The 18462-nt window shown below is 51.6% G+C and carries 15 protein-coding genes; 13 read left to right on the top strand and 2 right to left on the bottom strand.

Annotation, left to right across the window (positions count from 1 at the left end):
- Positions 1–5: 5 nt before the first annotated feature.
- Positions 6–842: a carboxylating nicotinate-nucleotide diphosphorylase gene (gene nadC, locus QBE55_13825; protein WZL78562.1), complete on the top strand. Its 837-nt coding sequence runs from the start codon at positions 6–8 to the stop codon at positions 840–842.
- A 99-nt stretch (positions 843–941) separates the two neighbouring features.
- On the opposite strand, the gene QBE55_13820 is transcribed toward nadC, so the two are convergent.
- Both QBE55_13820 and QBE55_13815 read right to left on the bottom strand, forming a co-directional pair.
- The gene (locus QBE55_13820) at positions 942–3158 is read right to left on the bottom strand and encodes a helix-turn-helix domain-containing protein (protein ID WZL79956.1); all 2217 of its coding nucleotides are present in this window, start codon (positions 3156–3158) and stop codon (positions 942–944) included.
- 33 nt (positions 3159–3191) lie between these two features.
- A complete protein-coding gene (locus tag QBE55_13815) occupies positions 3192–3605 on the bottom strand; it encodes a hypothetical protein (protein WZL78561.1) in 414 nt (137 codons plus the stop codon).
- Between the two features lie 96 nt (positions 3606–3701).
- Here QBE55_13815 and QBE55_13810 point away from each other — a divergent pair, with 96 nt between their 5' ends.
- From QBE55_13810 to QBE55_13755, 12 genes are all read left to right on the top strand, one after another.
- The gene (locus QBE55_13810) at positions 3702–4676 is read left to right on the top strand and encodes an ABC transporter permease subunit (GenBank protein ID WZL78560.1); all 975 of its coding nucleotides are present in this window, start codon (positions 3702–3704) and stop codon (positions 4674–4676) included.
- Positions 4677–4700: 24 nt separating this feature from the next.
- Positions 4701–5582, top strand: a complete 882-nt coding sequence (locus tag QBE55_13805; protein WZL79955.1) for a carbohydrate ABC transporter permease — start codon at positions 4701–4703, stop codon at positions 5580–5582.
- A 63-nt stretch (positions 5583–5645) separates the two neighbouring features.
- The gene (locus QBE55_13800; protein ID WZL78559.1) at positions 5646–7256 is read left to right on the top strand and encodes an extracellular solute-binding protein; all 1611 of its coding nucleotides are present in this window, start codon (positions 5646–5648) and stop codon (positions 7254–7256) included.
- 91 nt (positions 7257–7347) lie between these two features.
- Positions 7348–9294, top strand: coding sequence for a hypothetical protein (locus QBE55_13795; protein WZL78558.1), 1947 nt, complete (start codon positions 7348–7350; stop codon positions 9292–9294).
- Between the two features lie 40 nt (positions 9295–9334).
- Positions 9335–10132, top strand: coding sequence for an SDR family NAD(P)-dependent oxidoreductase (locus QBE55_13790; GenBank protein ID WZL78557.1), 798 nt, complete (start codon positions 9335–9337; stop codon positions 10130–10132).
- A 26-nt stretch (positions 10133–10158) separates the two neighbouring features.
- Positions 10159–11829 (top strand): dihydroxy-acid dehydratase, encoded by a 1671-nt coding sequence (gene ilvD / locus QBE55_13785; protein ID WZL78556.1) that lies wholly within the window; start codon positions 10159–10161, stop codon positions 11827–11829.
- On the top strand, positions 11830–13362 hold the full coding sequence (locus tag QBE55_13780; protein ID WZL78555.1) for an FAD-binding protein: 1533 nt from the start codon (positions 11830–11832) through the stop codon (positions 13360–13362).
- Entirely contained in the window at positions 13363–14901 is a 1539-nt protein-coding gene (locus QBE55_13775; protein ID WZL78554.1) for an FdrA family protein, read from the top strand.
- 4 nt (positions 14902–14905) lie between these two features.
- Positions 14906–15082, top strand: a complete 177-nt coding sequence (locus QBE55_13770; GenBank protein ID WZL78553.1) for a hypothetical protein — start codon at positions 14906–14908, stop codon at positions 15080–15082.
- Positions 15083–15097: 15 nt separating this feature from the next.
- Positions 15098–16357 carry a DUF1116 domain-containing protein gene (locus QBE55_13765; GenBank protein WZL78552.1) on the top strand — a complete coding sequence of 420 codons (1260 nt, stop codon included), beginning with the start codon at positions 15098–15100 and terminating at the stop codon, positions 16355–16357.
- 10 nt (positions 16358–16367) lie between these two features.
- A complete protein-coding gene (locus tag QBE55_13760) occupies positions 16368–17549 on the top strand; it encodes an acetate/propionate family kinase (protein ID WZL78551.1) in 1182 nt (393 codons plus the stop codon).
- Positions 17546–18415, top strand: a complete 870-nt coding sequence (locus QBE55_13755) for a DUF2877 domain-containing protein (GenBank protein ID WZL78550.1) — start codon at positions 17546–17548, stop codon at positions 18413–18415. Before QBE55_13760 ends, QBE55_13755 begins: the two co-directional genes overlap by 4 nt.
- Positions 18416–18462: the final 47 nt, after the last annotated feature.

Raw genomic sequence — 18462 nt, 5'->3', positions numbered from 1 at the left:
TTGCTATGTTGAATGAACTGGCTTTGGATGATTTTTTGGCATCGGCCCTGAAGGAGGACATCGGCTGCGGAGATGTGACGACAGATAGTCTGATCCGCCCTTCCCAGCAGTCGGAATGCGGGCTTTATGCAAAGGAGGACGGAGTGCTGGCCGGCATGGAGGTTGCCGCCCGGGCATTTCATCTGCTGAATGCCGGAATTCTTTTTCAAGCAGAACGGACCGATGGAAGTACTGTTGCCCCGGGAGACCGGATTGCCGGAATCAGGGGGAATGCCCGTGCCATATTGAAGGGGGAAAGGGTGGCGCTCAATATTCTGCAGCGTATGAGCGGAATTGCCACGAAAACGCGGCGTATGTGCGAACTTATCCGGGAGTATCCGGCCCGGATCACCGATACCCGCAAGACGCTTCCGGGGTTCCGCATGCTTGATAAATATGCTGTTATCGTGGGCGGAGGCACGAATCACAGAATGAACTTATCTGATCTGGTGCTTATCAAGGACAATCATATTGCTGCAGTAGGCTCGATTGCCGAAGCAGTGGCCCTTGCGAAAAAGAAGGCTCCTTTCCCGGTGAAGGTGGAAGTGGAAGTGGAGAACCAGCGGCAGCTGGCGGAAGCCATTCAGGCTGGGGCAGATATTGTAATGCTGGACAATATGGGATGCGATGAAATGAGAAAGGCAGTTGCCTTTACAAATCATCGTGTGACACTGGAAGCTTCCGGAAATGTGGAGGAAAACAGCGTTGTTGCCATTGCGTCAACCGGTGTGGACTATATTTCGTGCGGTGCCCTCACCCATTCGGTCCGGGCATTGGATATCAGCCTGAAATTTGACTGCTGAAATAAAAATAGGAATTTGGTTTCCAGGTGCTTTCAAAAAGGCAAAGGGCAAAGTGTAGAAAGTGTTGTATAGGATGGCCGGCTCATCCTAATCTGTGGATCATATCTTGTAGGATTCATTCTGATACATACAGCGATACTGTCCGGGTGTTATCCCCATAAGGCTCTTAAACCGGCGGCTGAAATTGGGAACATCCAGATATCCGACATTGTGAATGATGTCCTTAATTGGCTTCTGCGTTTCTACAAGCTGCCGCTTTACTTCGTTGATTCGCAGCAGGGATATATATTGAGGGAAGCCCATTCCTACGTCTCCTTTAAGGATTGTGCTGATTCTGGATTTTGTCAGATTCAAGGAATCAGCGATCAGGTCAAGTGAAAAATCTTCGCGGGTATAATTTTTTGTGATAAAGCTGAGGACATCGTTTTTCTTTTTAATGCTGTCCAATTCCTGGCGTCTATAAATCTGGCAGCATAGATTCGCAGCCAGTTCATTACTGGAAGAGCGAAACGCATCCAGATTATCATAGGTAACAAGCGCTGTCCAGTTATTCTTACGATAGGAAATTTTGTTTTCATGCGCAGCATGCAGCAAAATGCCCGAAAGCTCATTGCAGAAAAGTCGTACCAGAATAAAGGATTTTGCATTGTTTTCGATATAATCAATTAGAAAATTCAACGCAGAAAGAGCGATATCGGTATCCCCATGAGATATGGCTGTGGTCAGCATGGACTTTTCCGTTGACGGCAATCGGATATCTCCTGTCTGAATAGGTTGCTCCGCATGGTAAAAACAGAGATACGGATCTTCCGTATTGCTTGCAGTTTCCATTGCTGCGTCGGCCTCGTAGGAGGAACGTCGGGCGTCGAGCGGATTGGTATAGGGGATACCGACTCCGATATGAAAGGAAGGCGGACCCTGCTGTTGAATAAACCGGCAAAGAAGATTTGCCAGTTCTTTGCAAAATCCTTCTGCGTCGTCGTCACAGTCAAAATGAAACAGACAGCAAAGTCCCGGGTGAAGTAAGAATTCCGTACAGAGACAGTCGGTATTCGGAGCTTTAAAGTTATTTAAATCATCCAGCAGCTGATCCGTTATCCGGCGTGAATCCGGAAGATCGGACAAAACCAGCTGCATCACGACCCAATACCTGCGGCTGACATCCATGCCAAAACAGCGGGCATAATATTTGATTTCCTCTATGTTTCGGAACTTGCCGGAGATCAGCCGCAGGACAAACTGCTTGGAAAGCAGTTGATTCTGCTGGCTTAATTGCTGCATGAGACTGCGGCTGTGTTCCCGGGAGGTATTGAATGCATTCCGGATGGATTCCAATTCATTTATATGGGTCTGATCCGTGCCAAGAACATCCTGTGCAAGATTTCGGATAGGCTGATAAGTATTTCTCACGCCAAGAACAGCCATTAGGATGCAGCAGAGAATCAACAGGACGATCAACAGGAGCAGTACTGTCTGGTTTGGGAAAATATCCTGGTAAAATTCCTGCCTTGACATGACACTGATAACGGTCAGATCACCGTCGATGCTGTATCGCAATACCACTTTGTCAGAGTCGGGCGCGGAGATCAATCCGATTCCCTTATATTGGCGGAGCAATTTGGCGGAAAGGGCAGGTTGCTTTGTATTGAGGACAACTTCCAGTGTGTTATTGAGGACACATATTTCGCCGGTGGAATTTCCAAAATAGCCATCAAATTTCCTCATGAGGATATCTTCATCTATCAGGAAAAACACATCCGCATAAGGGGAGATGTCTGAACCGGGAATCGGACAAATAACGGCGATCAAGGCGCTTGCATTGTCTTTGGAGGGAATCCGGCAGATACAGGAAGCAACGGAGGTATTCAGCCGGGAGAAGAAAGATGCCTGGGTGAAATCAAACAAATCATAGTCGGACTGCATTTGCTCATAGCTTCTTTTTCCTTTCGTGCTATATAATCCGGATTGGCCGCGCACATAATAAAATGCTTTGCTCTCCATATTTGCCCGTTTTTCCAGGTCGTTCAGCTTTTCCAAAACCAGGCTTTCCTCTTCTGAGATCGCCGGGCTTTCCCCGGGATTCACTTCAGGCAGTTCCAAACGCGCTTCGGCAGCCTGACTCTTAAACCGTTCAAAGATATAGCCCAGTTGTGTACACGCTTGCTGAAAGGAATACAATCGCATCTGATCGATATCATTTCTGTTGGAGTTCAGATTGTATGTAAGAATAAACACGCCGAACAACGTGACAGGCAGAAGAAACGCCAAAAAGGATTTCCAGTAATGAAATACAGAATTTCTTTTCCTCTTATCCACATGCAGCAAGCAAAGCCCTCCGTTCCTCTTCGTTTAGCCGATGATTTGAAATGCTTTCACCATTTCAATTAAAGATTCTTCTCTCTGCCCGTAGAAAAAAATGTGATGTAATGGGTTGGCATTGCGCGTACTTTTTCTATAACTTAGTATAGTGTGTGGGAAAGAAGCTGTCAACTCAACGGGAAGGCATATACAAGTTCCCTGGACGACAGATGCTTCCCAAATACCGGGAAATGCCTCAGGCTCAATGAAAGTACGGAAGAACAAACCTGTCAGGTCCAGCGGAAACACATCCGGTTTGCGAAAACACATTCTGTCTGCCGGGGCATGAACGGTATATTTGTCTGCAGAACATATCGGGTCAGGCAAAACAAATTGAATTCCGGCGGTCCATCGTAATATAATCGCAATGGTCAGCAATGGTCCGTCAGTGTAGACATGTTTCACAACTTAAGTTATTCTCTTTAAGTTATTCTCTTAAGTTATTCTATTGCATTGATATCCTGCGCACAGGTATCTCACACGAACGAAGGGGGTTTTTTCTTGGCAAGGCACGGTACAGGTGAAAATGCGGTCGCCAGTTATTGTCCGCCCGCAGCCAGGCAGAATGTGTTTCAAAAGGTAAAAAGGGATTTTATTGCGAATAAAGGTCTTTATTGGATGGCGCTACCGGTGGTCCTCTGGTATATTCTCTTCCAATACGCCCCGCTGCCCGGGCTGGCGATTGCCTTTCAGGATTACAACATGTTTAAGGGGTTTTCCGGAAGCGAATGGGTCGGGTTTGAAAATTTTCTTCGCTTTTTCAAAAGCCCCAACTGTTGGCGTGTTGTTCGTAATACCTTTTCGATCAGTATGCTGTCCGTTCTCTTCTCGTTTCCGACGCCTATACTGTTTGCGTTGATGGTCAATGAGTTGTCGGCCAGATGGTATAAAAAGACAGCCCAGACCATCAGCTATATGCCCCATTTTATTTCAATGGTGGTTGTTTGCGGGATGATTTCTGATTTTTGCCGGAGCAACGGTCTGTTCAATGATGTCCGCATGCTGTTTGGCGCGGCGGAACGTATGGATCTCCTCTCCGATCCGGATCTGTTCTACACGATCTTTATCGGAAGCGGCATCTGGCAAGGCATAGGTTGGAGCAGCATTATTTATTTGGCGACATTATCTTCCATTGATCCCAATCTTTACGAAGCCGCTTATATCGACGGAGCGGGGCGGTTTCAGCGGATCTGGCACATCACCCTTCCGGGAATTATCCCGGTCATTGCCATTCAGTTGATCATGCGGCTGGGCAGTGTCCTCAGTGTCGGATTTGAAAAGGTTATCCTTCTGTATAATCCTCTGACAATGGAAAAGGCAGATGTCATTTCCAGCTATGTCTACCGCGCCGGCTTACAAAATGCCAATTACAGTTACGGAACGGCGGTTGGGCTATTTAACTCTGTGGTCAACATCGCGTCCCTGATCCTGTTCAACAGTCTTTCACGAAAATTAACCGAAGCCAGTCTCTGGTAACACAAAGGAGGGAGCAGTTTGAAAATGAAGAGCAAAACGGCAGGAGATCTTGTGTTTGACATCGTCAATTATTTGTTGGTTGGGATTCTGAGTCTGTTGTTTCTTTACCCGGTGTGGTATGTTCTGATGGCATCTTTCAGCAATCCCGCGAAGTTGATGGTGCATACGGGGGCATTGCTGCTTCCGAACGGTTTTAGTCTGGAGGGGTATGAAGCGGTATTTAAAAACAAGAATATCGTGACCGGTTATACCAATACCCTGTTCTATGTCGGCGCCGGGACTGTTTTCAGCATGTTTATTACCACGCTGGGCGCCTATGTAACTTCCCGGCGGAATTTATACCTGCGAAAGTTTCTTCTCCCTTTTTTCGTTTTGACCATGTACGTCAACGCAGGGATGATCCCTGACTTTCTGCTGGTTAAGACTCTGGGCCTGTATAACAGCCGCCTGGCGCTGATCCTTCCCGCTGCCATCGGCACATGGAATCTTGTTGTCATGCGGACGTCTTTCCTGCAGGTACCTGCCAGTCTGGAGGAATCGGCAAAAATCGACGGAGCGAATCACTGGACCATTCTGTGGAGGATTATTTTCCCGGTCACCAAGGCGACCTTTGCGGTCATTGCCCTCTATTATCTGGTAGGCAAATGGAACAGCTGGTTCCATGCGATGATCTATTTAAAGGATCGATCCAAATATCCGCTGCAGCTTTTTCTCCAGGAAATTCTGGTGGCAAATTCCCCGACAGGTCTCGGAGGGGAAGGCGGTGCGGGGAACGATTTCTACCGCCTGGACCAGATCATAAAATATTGTACGATCATTGTTTCCACGGTTCCGATTCTGTGCGTATATCCCTTTGCTCAGCGCTATTTTATTACAGGGGTAATGATGGGCTCGCTCAAGGAATGAGCGGGAAAATGAAGGCTATTGCTGCCATAAGGCAGTGAAATAAAGCAAAAAAGGAGAGTTATCATGAAAAAAAAGTATCGAATCCTGTCGCTCATCGCAGTGACAGCACTGTTGGGAGGCTGTGGAAAAGGCGCGACGCCGTCGTCCCCGCCTGCCTCGGACCAGCCGGAAAGCACTCCGGCCGAAAGTTCTGAGGTGGAAAAGGAACTGTACCCGGCTGTTACCGACGGCTCCGTAACCCTGGAATACTGGATGCCGATCGCAGCCCCCGCGTTACAGGTAATCGACAGCTATGCGGAAAATACCGCATATAAAAAAGCAGAGGAAGTAACGGGTGTCAAGATCAAGTTTACCCATCCGGCGGTAGGAAAAGCGAAGGAGCAGTTTAATGTACTGATGAGCGGCGGCGATCTGCCGGATATGATTCAGTATGCGTCCTATTACAACGGCGGTGTTTACAAAGGATACGAGGATGGCGCCTATGTTGACCTGACGCCATATCTGAAAGAATGCGCGCCGGATTATCTCGCCTTAATCAATGAAGACGAGGATATCCACCGCGAGATCTATAAAGACGATAAGGTCATCACCTTTAACCGAATCGATACGGAAATTGATATTCCGTATTACCGTCCCATGGTCCGTCAGGACTGGCTCCGGGAATTCAACATGGACATACCGAAAACGCTGGATGACTATGAAGCATACTTTCAAGCCATTCAGGAGAAGAAACCGGATGCCGCGCCGTTTTTTTTCACTATCGGTACGGGGGGGGATCGCAATCTCTGGATGGGCATGTACGATATGATGGGAGATTGGTATGTGGATAACGGAGTTGTCAAGCATTATTATGACAATGAGAACTTCAAAGCGTTCCTGACTCAAATGCATGATTGGTATGATAAGGGTTATTTAACCAAGGATTTTGCCTCCCTGAAGGCGGAAGAAGTCAATACCCTGTTCGACAGCGGGAAGCTGGGCTGCTACAGCCAGTCCGTAGACAACCAATACAGCCGGGCGCAGCAATTGCAGGATTTTGAGTTCACTTCCTGTCCGAATCCGCGTTTAACGGAGGATCAACAACTCCATAACGGTCCTTCCCAGAATCGTGCCACATCGGGTTACGACACAGCCATCAGTTCCAACTGCAAAAATGTGGAAGCGGCGGTCAAATTCCTGAATTATGGCTATTCCGAAGAAGGAATGATGACCTATAACTACGGTGTGGAAGGCGAAGCCTGGAATATGGTGGATGGCGAACCACAGTATACCGACCTGATGCTGGACAATCCGGATGGTCTGACGCTTTCTCAGGTTGCCTATGTACATCGCATCCATTTTGGTCCCAAAGCGGTCATCCCCGATACCAAATGTCTGCCCGGCGTCATCAAGGATGCGGACAGCCTGGCCTTCCGTAAACTGTGGAGCGATGACGATAAAGTAGACAGCATCTATTCCATGCCGGAATTGCAGCTGACACCGGAGGAAACGAAGGAGCGGTCGGAGATTATTACCGAGGTATCCTCATACGTTTCGGAAATGATGCTTCAATTTATTACCGGAGCGAAGCCGCTGGATCAGTATGATGAATACCTTCAGGGGCTGAAAGACAGGAGCTTTGACAGAGCGAAGGAAATCACACAGATCGCTTATGATCGTTATATGAAAAACTGACAGCAGCGGTCTCTATATCCCGGCGGTTGGATTGGGAAGAAACAGCCGGGATTCTGCGTAAGTGTTTTCCAATGGATAAAGGAGTATAACCATGACACAAAAAATCAGCTTTTACCGGTCCGAAGATAACTGGGTCCTGAAAAGCGGTGAAACAACGGTTCTCACCGTTCTTCCACGGGAGGATTGTGAGGATCGCTTCACCGTGCTGGAGACAGGCGCATGGTTGTGGGAGCGTCATACTTCCGCACCGACAAGTGAGATGCGCATGGAATTTGATACGGATGCTCCCGCCACGTTCACCATGATTCCGGCAGTCAGCTACAACGGAAACGGATGGGGGGACAGTCCGGAATATTTGGGTGACCGCGACGGAGGCATTCCATGGACATTTGCCTGGCATCGCTGTACAATTCCCGCCTGTACCTATTCGGAATGGGGCGAGTGGTCGGCCGCGCTGATGGCGGAGGAGAATGACGCGGTCAGCTGCTCGCAATGGCGCGAAGGCGAGCACACCCGACATGCTTTGATCTGGCCGGAACAGGAGGGGCCCCGGGTTTTGATGCGCCATTATTGGGAGGAAGCTTATTCGGGCGCAATGAAATCCCGCTGCGATTTTCAGGCGGTGATTCATGTCCATCAGGGCGGTAAACCCAGAATGCGATATCCTGCCCTGCTGGATTTTGCGTGGAGGCATTACGCTCATTCTTTGCGTCCTTCCATGCCTTCCAGGGATCTGTACCGATTTGGCGTTGCTTATTTCAAAAGCCTCTGGACCGGGGCCAAAAACGGTTTCTGTGCGTTTAACCGCGGCTTGCAATGGTATCCGTCCACCTGTTATTATGCAAAGCGTGACGAAATCCAATATGAAATCGGTTGGGTCGGACAGAATGCGTCCATCAGCTGCGCACTTTTGTGGGAGTATCTTCGTAACGGAGACAAAGATGCCAGGGACAAGGCGATTACCGCCCTGGACAGTTGGGTAAAATTTGCCCGCCTGCCAAACGGCCTGATGCTGATTAAATTTGATAAGGCCCCGCAGGAGACGGCGGACGGTCTTGCCACAGACGGTGAACCGGAGGAACGGGCCGACACTTCGTATATGCCGGAAGCCGCAATGTACCGTAATGGGATCCGGGAATTTCACATCGATGCCTGTAACCTCGGCGGAGCGGCTCAGGGTTTTTTTGAAGCGGAGGAACTGACGCGCCGGGCGGGGATTTCCCGCCCGGAATATCGGGAAACGGCAATGGGGATCTGTAATTTTGTCCGTGACGCGCAAAAGCCGAACGGATCCTTTGCAAAAAGCTGGAATCGCCGGGGGGAAATCACTCGGGAAGGCGGCACAGTCGGTTGCTTCCTGATCCCGCCGTTGCTTACGGCTTATCGGTTGACCGGCGACGCTTCTTATCTGGAAAGCGCCCGGCGCGGATTCGATTTCTATTACAGGGAATTGGATGAAAGGGGCTTTACCACGGCCGGCGCCCTGGATACTTACTGTATAGATAAAGAATCCTCCAGCCCTTTGCTTGCGGCTGCCCTGGCCCTTTATCGCCAGACAAAGGAAAACGCTTATCTTGAGAAGGCGGAAAATGTCGCCTGGTACCTCAGTACATGGATGATGCATTACAAGGTTCATTATCCAGGAAACACTGTTTTAGGTGAAATGAATTATGACACATTCGGCATGACGGCGGTTTCCGCTGCTCACAACGCAATCGACCAATATGCATTGCATGATGTTCTTTCTTTTCTGGAACTGGCGAAATATACAGGGAATATCCAGTGGAAGGAACGGGCGATGGCGTTTTGGTGCAGCACGACACAGCTGGTTTCGGACGGAACGCTTTGCATCGCGGGGCGGGTCCGGCCGGCCGGGTCCCAGGATGAAGCGGTCTTCCACACTCGCTGGGGCAGAAAGACCCTGACTCCGTTCCAGCCGTCACAATGGCTCGTAGCCTGGCCCTGCGCATTTCGTATGGAGATCCTGCGCACCTTGAATGATTGGTCGGAGCTTGATCGAGGCATGAAAATGGAATGACATGGAAAGCGATTACCGTCACAAGGAAAGAAGGAGAACGATGAACAACGGAAAGAACATTCTCATTACAGGCGCTTCACGAGGAATCGGCGCAGCTTTGGCAAAAGCGTTCGCCCGGGAGGGATACGCCTTTGTGGGGGTAAACTATTTCAGCGACGAACCGGGAGCGCAGACTGTTGCGGAGGAGATACGTGGGGCAGGCGCAGACGCGGCGCTCTATCAGGCAGATGTCAGCAGCAGTGCGGACTGCCGGCGGATGCTGGATTCTTTTATCGGAGACACCGGAAGAATCGATGTTTTGATCAATAACGCCGGCGGCGCCCAGGATATTCCGGCTGGCGGATTTGATGAAATGACGGTGGAATACTGGGACCGTCAGATCCGTCTGAATCTCAGCTCCGCCGCTTATTGCGCACGGTTCGCAGTGAAGGATATGATCGATAAACAGGCAAAGGGCAGGATTATCAATATCAGTTCTGTCCATAGCCAGGTTACCTGGGTAAAACGAAAGGCACTGCCTTATTGTGCGGGCAAAGCCGGCATGAATATGTTCACCAAGGCACTGGGTGTTGAGGTTGCAAAATACGGTATTCGTGTCAACGGGATTGCACCGGGCTTTATTCAGACCAAGCTCACCACCCGCTATACCGCTGAGCAAATCGCCGCTTTTCAGAGGAAAATCCCGGCAGGTGTATTGGGACAGCCGTCTGATATTGTCCCCGTCGCACTGTTGCTGGCGGATGAAGAGAAATCACGTTTTATCGTTGGTCAGACTTTTGTGGTGGACGGCGGGCAGTCCATTGACGGGGCAATCGATAGCATGATGTATGACTTTTAGATGTATGACTTTAAAGGAGGGGTTCCATGAATCACACACATTTACGGAGTCAGTGGGAATTCGGTGAAGCCTCCGAATGCCGCCGGGGACTGATGCGGGGTATGGGGTATTCGGAAGAAGAATTAAAGAGGCCGATAATTGGAATTGTGAACTCCTGGAACGAGTTCAATCCGGGACATGTTCATCTGCGTGAGCTGGCGGAACGGGTCAAGAGCGGAGTCCGGGAAGCGGGAGGTCTTCCGCTGGAGGTTATGACAACCGGTATCTGTGACGGAATGTGCCTGAAAGATCCCCGATATATTGAGATTCCCAGCCGTAATTCCATTGCGGATCAGGTGGAAATCACGGTGGAAGGCAATTTTTTTGACGGCATGGTTATGCTCAGTACCTGCGATTCCATCGTTCCGGGACATCTGATGGCGGCTGCCCGTCTGGACATTCCCACTATCCTTGTGGCCGGCGGTTATATGCCGTTGGGCCAGGTACGTGGGAAAGAGGTATTGCATATCCACGCACAGGATAAGGTCGGCGCCGTTCAGTCGGGGAAAATGGATCCATCGGAGTATGAAGAACTGATCGCGGGGTCATGGGGCATCTGCGGCGCCTGTACTTCTATGACCACCGCCAACAGTATGTGCATGATGGCAGAAGCCCTGGGGATGACATTGCCTGGAAACTCCACGATGTCGGCGGTCAGCTCCCAATTGCGCTGCTTGTCCTATCAAGCTGGAAAGCGGATCGTGGAGCTGGTCGGGGAAGGCGTCACCGCCCGGCAGATTATGACGAAAGAAGCGTTTCTCAATGCCATTAAGGTGGATATGGCGGTTGCCGGCTCTTCCAATTTGATCCTTCATATTCCGGCCATTGCAAACGAGGCAGGCTACGATCTTCCGTGGTGGAAAACCTTTGACGAGGCATCCAATGAGATTCCGCTGTTGTCCAATCTGGCTCCGGGAGGGTCTTACAGCTTGAAGGATCTGGATCTGGCGGGCGGGCTGCAGGCACTTTTGCACGAGCTGATGCCGCGTCTGGACGGGAACTGCAAAACGGTAAACGGATCTACACTGAAAGAAAATGCAGCAAAGTCCGGGAGATACAACGACGACGTCATTCGTTCTCTGGACAATCCGGTGTCACTGGAGCCCGGAATCGGTGTTCTGACAGGTAACCTTGCGCCGGAAGGTTCGATTCTCAAGATCGCCGCCGTTCCGCCGGAGCTCTGGCATTTCAGTGGAAAAGCCAGGGTGTTCAACTCTTTGCAGGAAGGGCTCACCATGCTGCGGGCAGGGAAGATATCCCCCGGTGATGCAATCGTTCTCCGATACATGGGGTTGAAAGGAAGATTTGGTACGACGGCCTTTCCGTTTCAGGAAGAGCTGAAGGGCTATCCGGAATTATATCACAGTTGCGCCATTCTGACCGACGGACGTTTTTCCGGAGGAACCTCGGGACTGAGCATCGGTTATATCTCGCCGGAAGCCGCATTGGGCGGACCTTTGGCGGCGGTTCGGAACGGTGATGAGATTCACATCGATGTGGCAAAACGATCTGTGACCGTGGAAATATCGGATGCGGAGCGGGAAAGCCGCCTGAAGAATATTCACTGGAAGCATGATTCTTCGAAATATCCCAGGTATCTCAACTTGTTTGTGGAAAACGTAGGTTCCATGGCCAAGGGCGGCATATGGGAAAGGTGAATGATGAAAATCAGTGAGTGTATTCCCACGGATATTCTGATTATCGGCGGTGGGCTTTCCGGGCTGACCGCAGCCTGGGCAACAGGAAGTAAAAAGAAAGTCATGGTCCTCCTTGACGGCGCCGGTGCCTCGCCTTATGTACATGGTTTCAGCCTGCCGGCGGGAGAAGGGGATTCACCGGAGCTGCTTTTCAGGGATACCCGGGAAAGCGGGCGGTTTCAGGGGAAGGAATCTCTGGAAAAACATCTGGCATTCGAAAGCCTGGAAGTTCCTCCATTGCTTCGGGAACTTGACATATCATTGGACCGGAATCCGGACGGAAGCCTTGCCTTGCTGCGCCCGCTGGGCGCAAGTGTCCCGCGTGTAGCCAGTGCCGGAAACCATACCGGTGCGGTGGTGTTGGCCAAACTGCGAAAGCGGCTGATTGCCCGTGGGAACACTTCCTTATTAACAGGCTTTCGTGCATTACGTCTGCTTCACGGCCCGGCGGGTGTAGCCGGTGCATTGGTTTTTGACCGGCAGCAGAACCGGTTCCTGCATTTTGCTGCGGATACGGTGATTCTGGCTTGCGGCGGCTTTTGCGGCATTTACCCGTTTTCGACCAACACATCGGATATTGGCGGGGATGGCATTGCTATGGCATCTATGGCAGGCGCTGCGTTATGTGATCTGGAATTTATTCAGTTTGAACCCTGCGTGGCGCTTTCCCCGAACAAGATACGGGGAAAAGGATTGATCACTACGATGTTTTTTGAAGGAGCCTGTCTCCGAAATCACCGCTACGAACGATTCCTGGCGGAAAATCCGGAAGGAGAACGACTGAATAAGGATGTTCTCTGCAGGAAAATTGTCCGTGAAATCAAACGGGGCGGTGGAACGCCAAATGGCGGAGTGTGGTTCGACGCGACATCCGTAGGCAGAGAACGGCTGGTGAAAACATACCCGGCCTATGTGGAACGGTATGCAGCCTGCGGCATTGATTTGGCCGCACAGCCGGTGGAGGTTGCGCCGGCCCCCCATACATCGCTGGGAGGAGTCGAGATCGATGAAAACTGTGCCACTTCTCTTCCCGGACTGCTTGCCTGTGGAGAAATAGCCGGCGGCGTTCACGGTGCAAATCGCATCGGCGGGAATGCCGGGTTGGAGACTTTTGTTTTCGGCATGACTGCAGGATATGCCGCATCGTCTGCAGAGCCACGGATTTCAGAATTTATGCCTGAGGAAGAATCGCTGCCGCTGGTGCCTTGCGAATTACGGCATAGAATGCGTAATATGATGATGCGTGAGCTGGAACAGAATCTGGGTATCTTTCGGTGCAGGAAAGGGCTGCGGCATGCGCTGCAAACTTTGCAGGAACTTATGATGAACTTTTCTGCAGCAGACAACGGTACACCAAAGGAGTATTATGAGACGCTCCGCCTGCAAAACGATCTGTATACAGCTGTGCTTTTGACTCAGGCGGCGCTGGAACGAAAGGACAGCTGCGGATGCCACATCCGGACAGATCACAGCGATAGGGAGGAATCGGAATAGATGGATAAAGTATTTGTGAAAAAAAACCGTTTTGTGGACTCGGTCAGTTTGATGTCAATCGGAGATAGGGTGAAGCAGCTGGGCGGAATCCATGCGGCGGAGGTTCAGATGGGCACACCGGTAAACAGGGAAATGCTGGAGGGGCTCGGGTTCGAGCTCCCAAAAGATATGACTGCCAATGATCTGGTAATTGCCGTGCGCGCAGATTCGGAAATGAAAATGGACGAGGCGCTTCAATTGATTCGGGATATCCTTGACCATAAATCGAATTCGGACGCCGGGGTAACCTACCACACGCTGAAGGAAATCGATCTGGAGGAGGACCCTTTTGATTTGGTGCAGATTTCTCTGCCGGGAGAGTATGCGGTGGCAGAAGCGGAAGAAGCTCTGGAGAAAGGGCTGGATGTGTTTATTTTCAGCGACAATGTACCGTTGGAAGACGAATTGGCTCTCAAAAGGCTGGGTGTTGAAAAAGGCTGTCTGGTTATGGGGCCGGATTGCGGTGTCGGACTGATCGGCGGTGTGGCGCTGGCAGCGGGGAGCATTGTCGCCGGCGGTCCTATCGGTATTGTTGGGGCTTCCGGCAGCGGTGCACAGGAAGTCGCCTGTATCATCGAAAAATGTGGTTATGGAGTTTCCTCCATCATCGGCACCGGGGGCCGCGATCTGTATCCCCAGATCGGCGGTATTACCATGTTGCAGGGAATGAAAAGGCTGGAAGCGGATCCGGAGACCAAAGTGATTGTGCTTGTTTCCAAATTGGCTGATTTGGCCGTTATGAATAAAGTTTTGACAGCGGCAGACGCTCTGAGCAAACCGGTGACGGCTGTTTTTTTGGGAAGCGACGGGACTTTGTTTGCGAATCACAGGGCCCACGGTGTGTTCAGCCTGGAGGATGCGGCGCTGGAAGCGGTCCGCCTGTTGGGAAAGGAACCGCCGGCCTTCGGTCTTTCCGACGAAGAGATCAATCGCCTGGCGGAAAAGGAGCTTTCCCTGCTCGGCTCGGAGCAGCGATATTTTCGCGGTTTATACTGCGGAGGTACCTTTACCGAAGAGGGGTTAATCTATTTCAGCAGCCACAATTCCGGAGTTCCTATCTTCACCAATCTGGAGAACCGATACGCCAAAAAGCTCCCCGATCACCGGGTGAGCAGGGAAAACACGATTCTGGACCTGGGCGCCGAGGATTTCACGGCAGAGGCTCCCCATCCGGTTTTCGAACCGGCGCTGCGCCTGAAACGATTTTATCAGGAACTGGAAGATCCGGAAACGGCAGTTATCCTTTTGGATTTTATTACCGGCCCCGGTGTCCATCCGGATCCGATCACGCCGTTCGTTCATGCCTATGAAGATGCAGTGCTTGCCAGGGGAAAAAGTCTGACGGTCATTTCGAGTATCTGTGGTTCCCGTGAAGACCCTCAGAATGTGGCGGAGAAGACGGAGCTATTGCGTAAAGCCGGTATCCTGGTGATGCCGAGCAACTACCAGAGTTCGCGCCTTGCAAGCGCCATGATGACGAAACTTGCGGAAAGGAGATAACAGTATGAAAGAAACGTCGGAACAGCGGTCCTGCCGAAAAAGACCCCGTGTCATCAATATCGGACTCTCCTTCTTCTATGAAGCGCTTGTTGCGCAGAAAGTCAAGACGGTCCAGCTGGAATGGAGACCTCCGGTCCGGCAGAGTGCGGAAATCAAATCGTTGTTGGATGATCTGCTTTAAAGAAAGGAAAATGGAATGATGGAAATTCGTGAAAAAATCAATGCCGCAAATGAAAAGGCGGTCTCGTGTATCGTGGATTCGGATCCGGTGTGGATCGATATCTTGCCGGCCGGTCAGGTGGTGGACGGTCTGGAGGATCATATGATCCTTCATTCCGGACCGCCGGTTGCGTATGAGGATATGTGCCTGCTGCACAAGCGGGGTATGGTCAGCGGCGTACTTTTTGAGGGATGGGCCGATACAGAGAAGGAAGCCGTTGATTTGATTCAATCCGGAGCGATCCGGACGGACAGTGCGCTCAATCACAACACAGTGGGCGCCGGAACCGGTATTATCACAAAATCCGTCGCTATGATTGTGGTGGAGGACCGTGCAAACGGCACACGGGCAGCAACCTTTCCGGCAGAGGGCCCCTTTCAGGGCGGTTTCTGCGGTTGGGGGCTTTTCAGCCGCGATATAGCGGAAAACCTTCGTCATATGCGCGAGGATCTCTTCCCGGTGATCCGCGAGATGATCCGCCGGCGCGGCGGGCTGCCGTTAAAGCCAATTCTTGCCGAAAGCATGCAGATGGGAGATGAGAATCATACCCGGCAGACAGCGGCCGACCTGCTGTTTCTGAAACAGATCGTACTGGATATGCTGAAGACCAATGTGTCAAGGGAGAAGCTATATGCGGCGATGGAATATATCGTGAACACACCGCGTTTCTTCCACTGCTTTGGCCAGGGCGCGGCACGCAGCGCCCTGTTGGCGGCAAGCGGAATCCCATATTCAACTATGGTTACTGCCGTCTGCGGCAATGCGCTGGAATTCGGGATCAAGGTGGCGGGATTGGGAGAACGCTGGTTTACCGCTCCCGCCCCTATGATGAAGGGACGCTATACCTCCAGCCAGTATACGGAAAAGGACCAGCTGCCATGGATCGGCGACAGTTGCGTGGTGGAATGCTACGGTATGGGGGGCCTGGCAGCAGCTGCCAGCCCTATCGTATGTAGCCTGCGTGGGTTGAAGATGAAGGATGCGATTGCGCAGACACGTGAAATGAGTGAAATCTGCATCGGCAAAAACCATAATTTCATGATTCCGAACCTGGATTTTGAATTTCTTCCGGTTGGCATTGACATCCGCAAAGTGTTGAAAACCGGTATTGCCCCCGAAATTCACGGCGGTATGTTTACTCATGACGGCGGACTGATTGGGGCGGGCAGTGCCCGGGTTCCGATGCTGTGCTTTGAAAAAGCGCTGAAAGCTTTTGCGGAAACTTATCCGGAATGAGGGGATCACGATGAACTGCCAAAAACTTCTGCTGTTGAATCTGGGCACCACCAGTTTTAAGTTTCAATACTATGATTATTCCACAGGGGAAACCGCTATTGCCGGCGGAATGGTGGAAGGGCTCGGCGGCAGCGGGTCCTGCCGCATCGTATGGCCGGAAGGCGAGACATATTCTGCCTGTTCCTGCCAAACCTGTACCGACGCTTTTGAACTTTGCGGCGGGATATTGCGGGAAAAAGGCGTCCTGAAAGAGATACAGGATCTGGATGCCGTCGGGTACAAAGCGGTCCACGGCGGACCGCTCAGCGGAACCAGGCTGGTGGATGACGAGCTCCTGCAGACCATGGAAGATTTTGTTCCGCTGGCGCCGGCCCATAATCCGGTGTATCTGGAATTGATGCGGAGCTTGCGGCGGAGGTATCCGTCGCTCACGCAGGCGGTGCGATTTGAAACCTCATTTCATGCTACCATTCCGGAGTACCGGTCTGCCTACGGCGTTCCGTACCGGTGGGGGGAAGAGCTGGGCATCCGACGTTACGGCTTTCACGGCTCAAGTCATGAATACATTGCCGGACGGATGCGAGAGCTGGATCCGGATGCAAAGCGTATCATTTCCATTCATCTGGGAGGATCTTCCTCCCTCTGTGCAATCCGGGACGGGAAAAGCATAGCTTCCAGTATGGGGGCCACCCCGCAGACGGGGCTGTTCCAGAACAATCGCGTCGGCGATTTTGATGTTTGCTGTATCCCGAGGCTTGTGCAGGAATACGGCAGCGTGGATGCGGTGATGAAAATCCTGTGTACGCAGAGCGGTTTGCTCGGATTGAGCGGGGTCAGCAACGATCTCAGAGAGGTATTGGCGGCCCGTGCCGAAGGCAACCGGCATGCGGAACTGGCAGTGCGTGCGTTTGCGGACAATATAGTGGGTTTCGTCGGTATGTTTGCGGCTTACCTGGGAGGACTGGATGCCATCGCTTTTACCGGAGGCATCGGCCAAAACTGCCGGCAGCTGCGGGAGATCGTTTGCGAGAACCTTGGGATGTTTCGGGCAAGGATCATGCCGGATATGGATTATCCGGGTTACGACTGTCGAATCAGCACACGGGAAAGCGGAATTGCTGTCTGGGTGATCCGGACCAATGAGGAACAGGTTTTAGCAAGTCATATTCGCAGCTTGCTGTTGTCGCTATGAAATCAGTGCTGGAAATGCGGCTGACAGAGGACTTCATGGCAAGACCGCAGCTTAGCGGCTATGTCCATTCCAAGTTTAACCGCACGATGAATTTGGCATTTCCCGGACGGCTGATCACGGTGATAACGGCAAAGGTACCTGGCATGCCTGACAGTATCCGGGTTTGTGATGCGACGTTTCGCATATTGAATACCCTGCCGGAGGGAATGAAATTCGTGAAGTCAGGAAATCAGATTCTGTTTGCAGGCGGCAAAGGGATGCAGCTGTTTTTAGATGAAGCGATTTTATGCCCGGATACGATACCGGGAACCGGGAGTTCTGCATTCCCGCGCCGGCAGCTGATGGATGCGATGAAAGATTTTCTCTTGTTCAATGGTTTCTTGCGTCTGACTCCTTTCTTACGGCAAAAGGTTTTCAGGCAGCTTATAAACTTTTGCCGGGCACTTTTTTGCGGATCGGCGGCAGAGGCACTCCTGGCCTGTTGCGGCCTGGGCTGCGGCTTGACGCCTTGCTCGGATGATGCACTGGTGGGAATCATGGCTGCCTGTCAGGCCGGTCTTTTGCCCGGAGCTGTACTGCCCGATCCCCATGGCCTATGGGATTTGCTTTCCGGCCGGACGACGGATGTCAGCCGGAAATACCTGTGCTGTGCGGCGGAAGGAAGATTTTCTGCACCGTTGATCGCACTTTTCGATAAAACCTCCGGGGAGACGCTGCGCCAACGAGTTGGCGCAGTCGCAGCGGTCGGGTCCACTTCCGGCCGGGATACTCTTTTCGGGATTGCTCTTGCCTTACGGACAGGGCAGGTAAAAAACTCTTTCCCTGATTTGATGAGCGGCTCCTGTGGGGAGGTCTTTACCGGTTGATTTTGAGGTATCTGAAAGGCTTGTAACCGGAAGCAAATCTGTTGGAA

The organism is Eubacteriales bacterium mix99 (assembly GCA_038396605.1).
In the GTDB taxonomy this organism is placed as follows: Bacteria; Bacillota; Clostridia; order Caldicoprobacterales; family DTU083; genus UBA4874.
The sequence above is the reverse complement of the archived record's forward strand: the minus strand, read 5'-3'. Positions and strand labels throughout refer to the sequence as shown.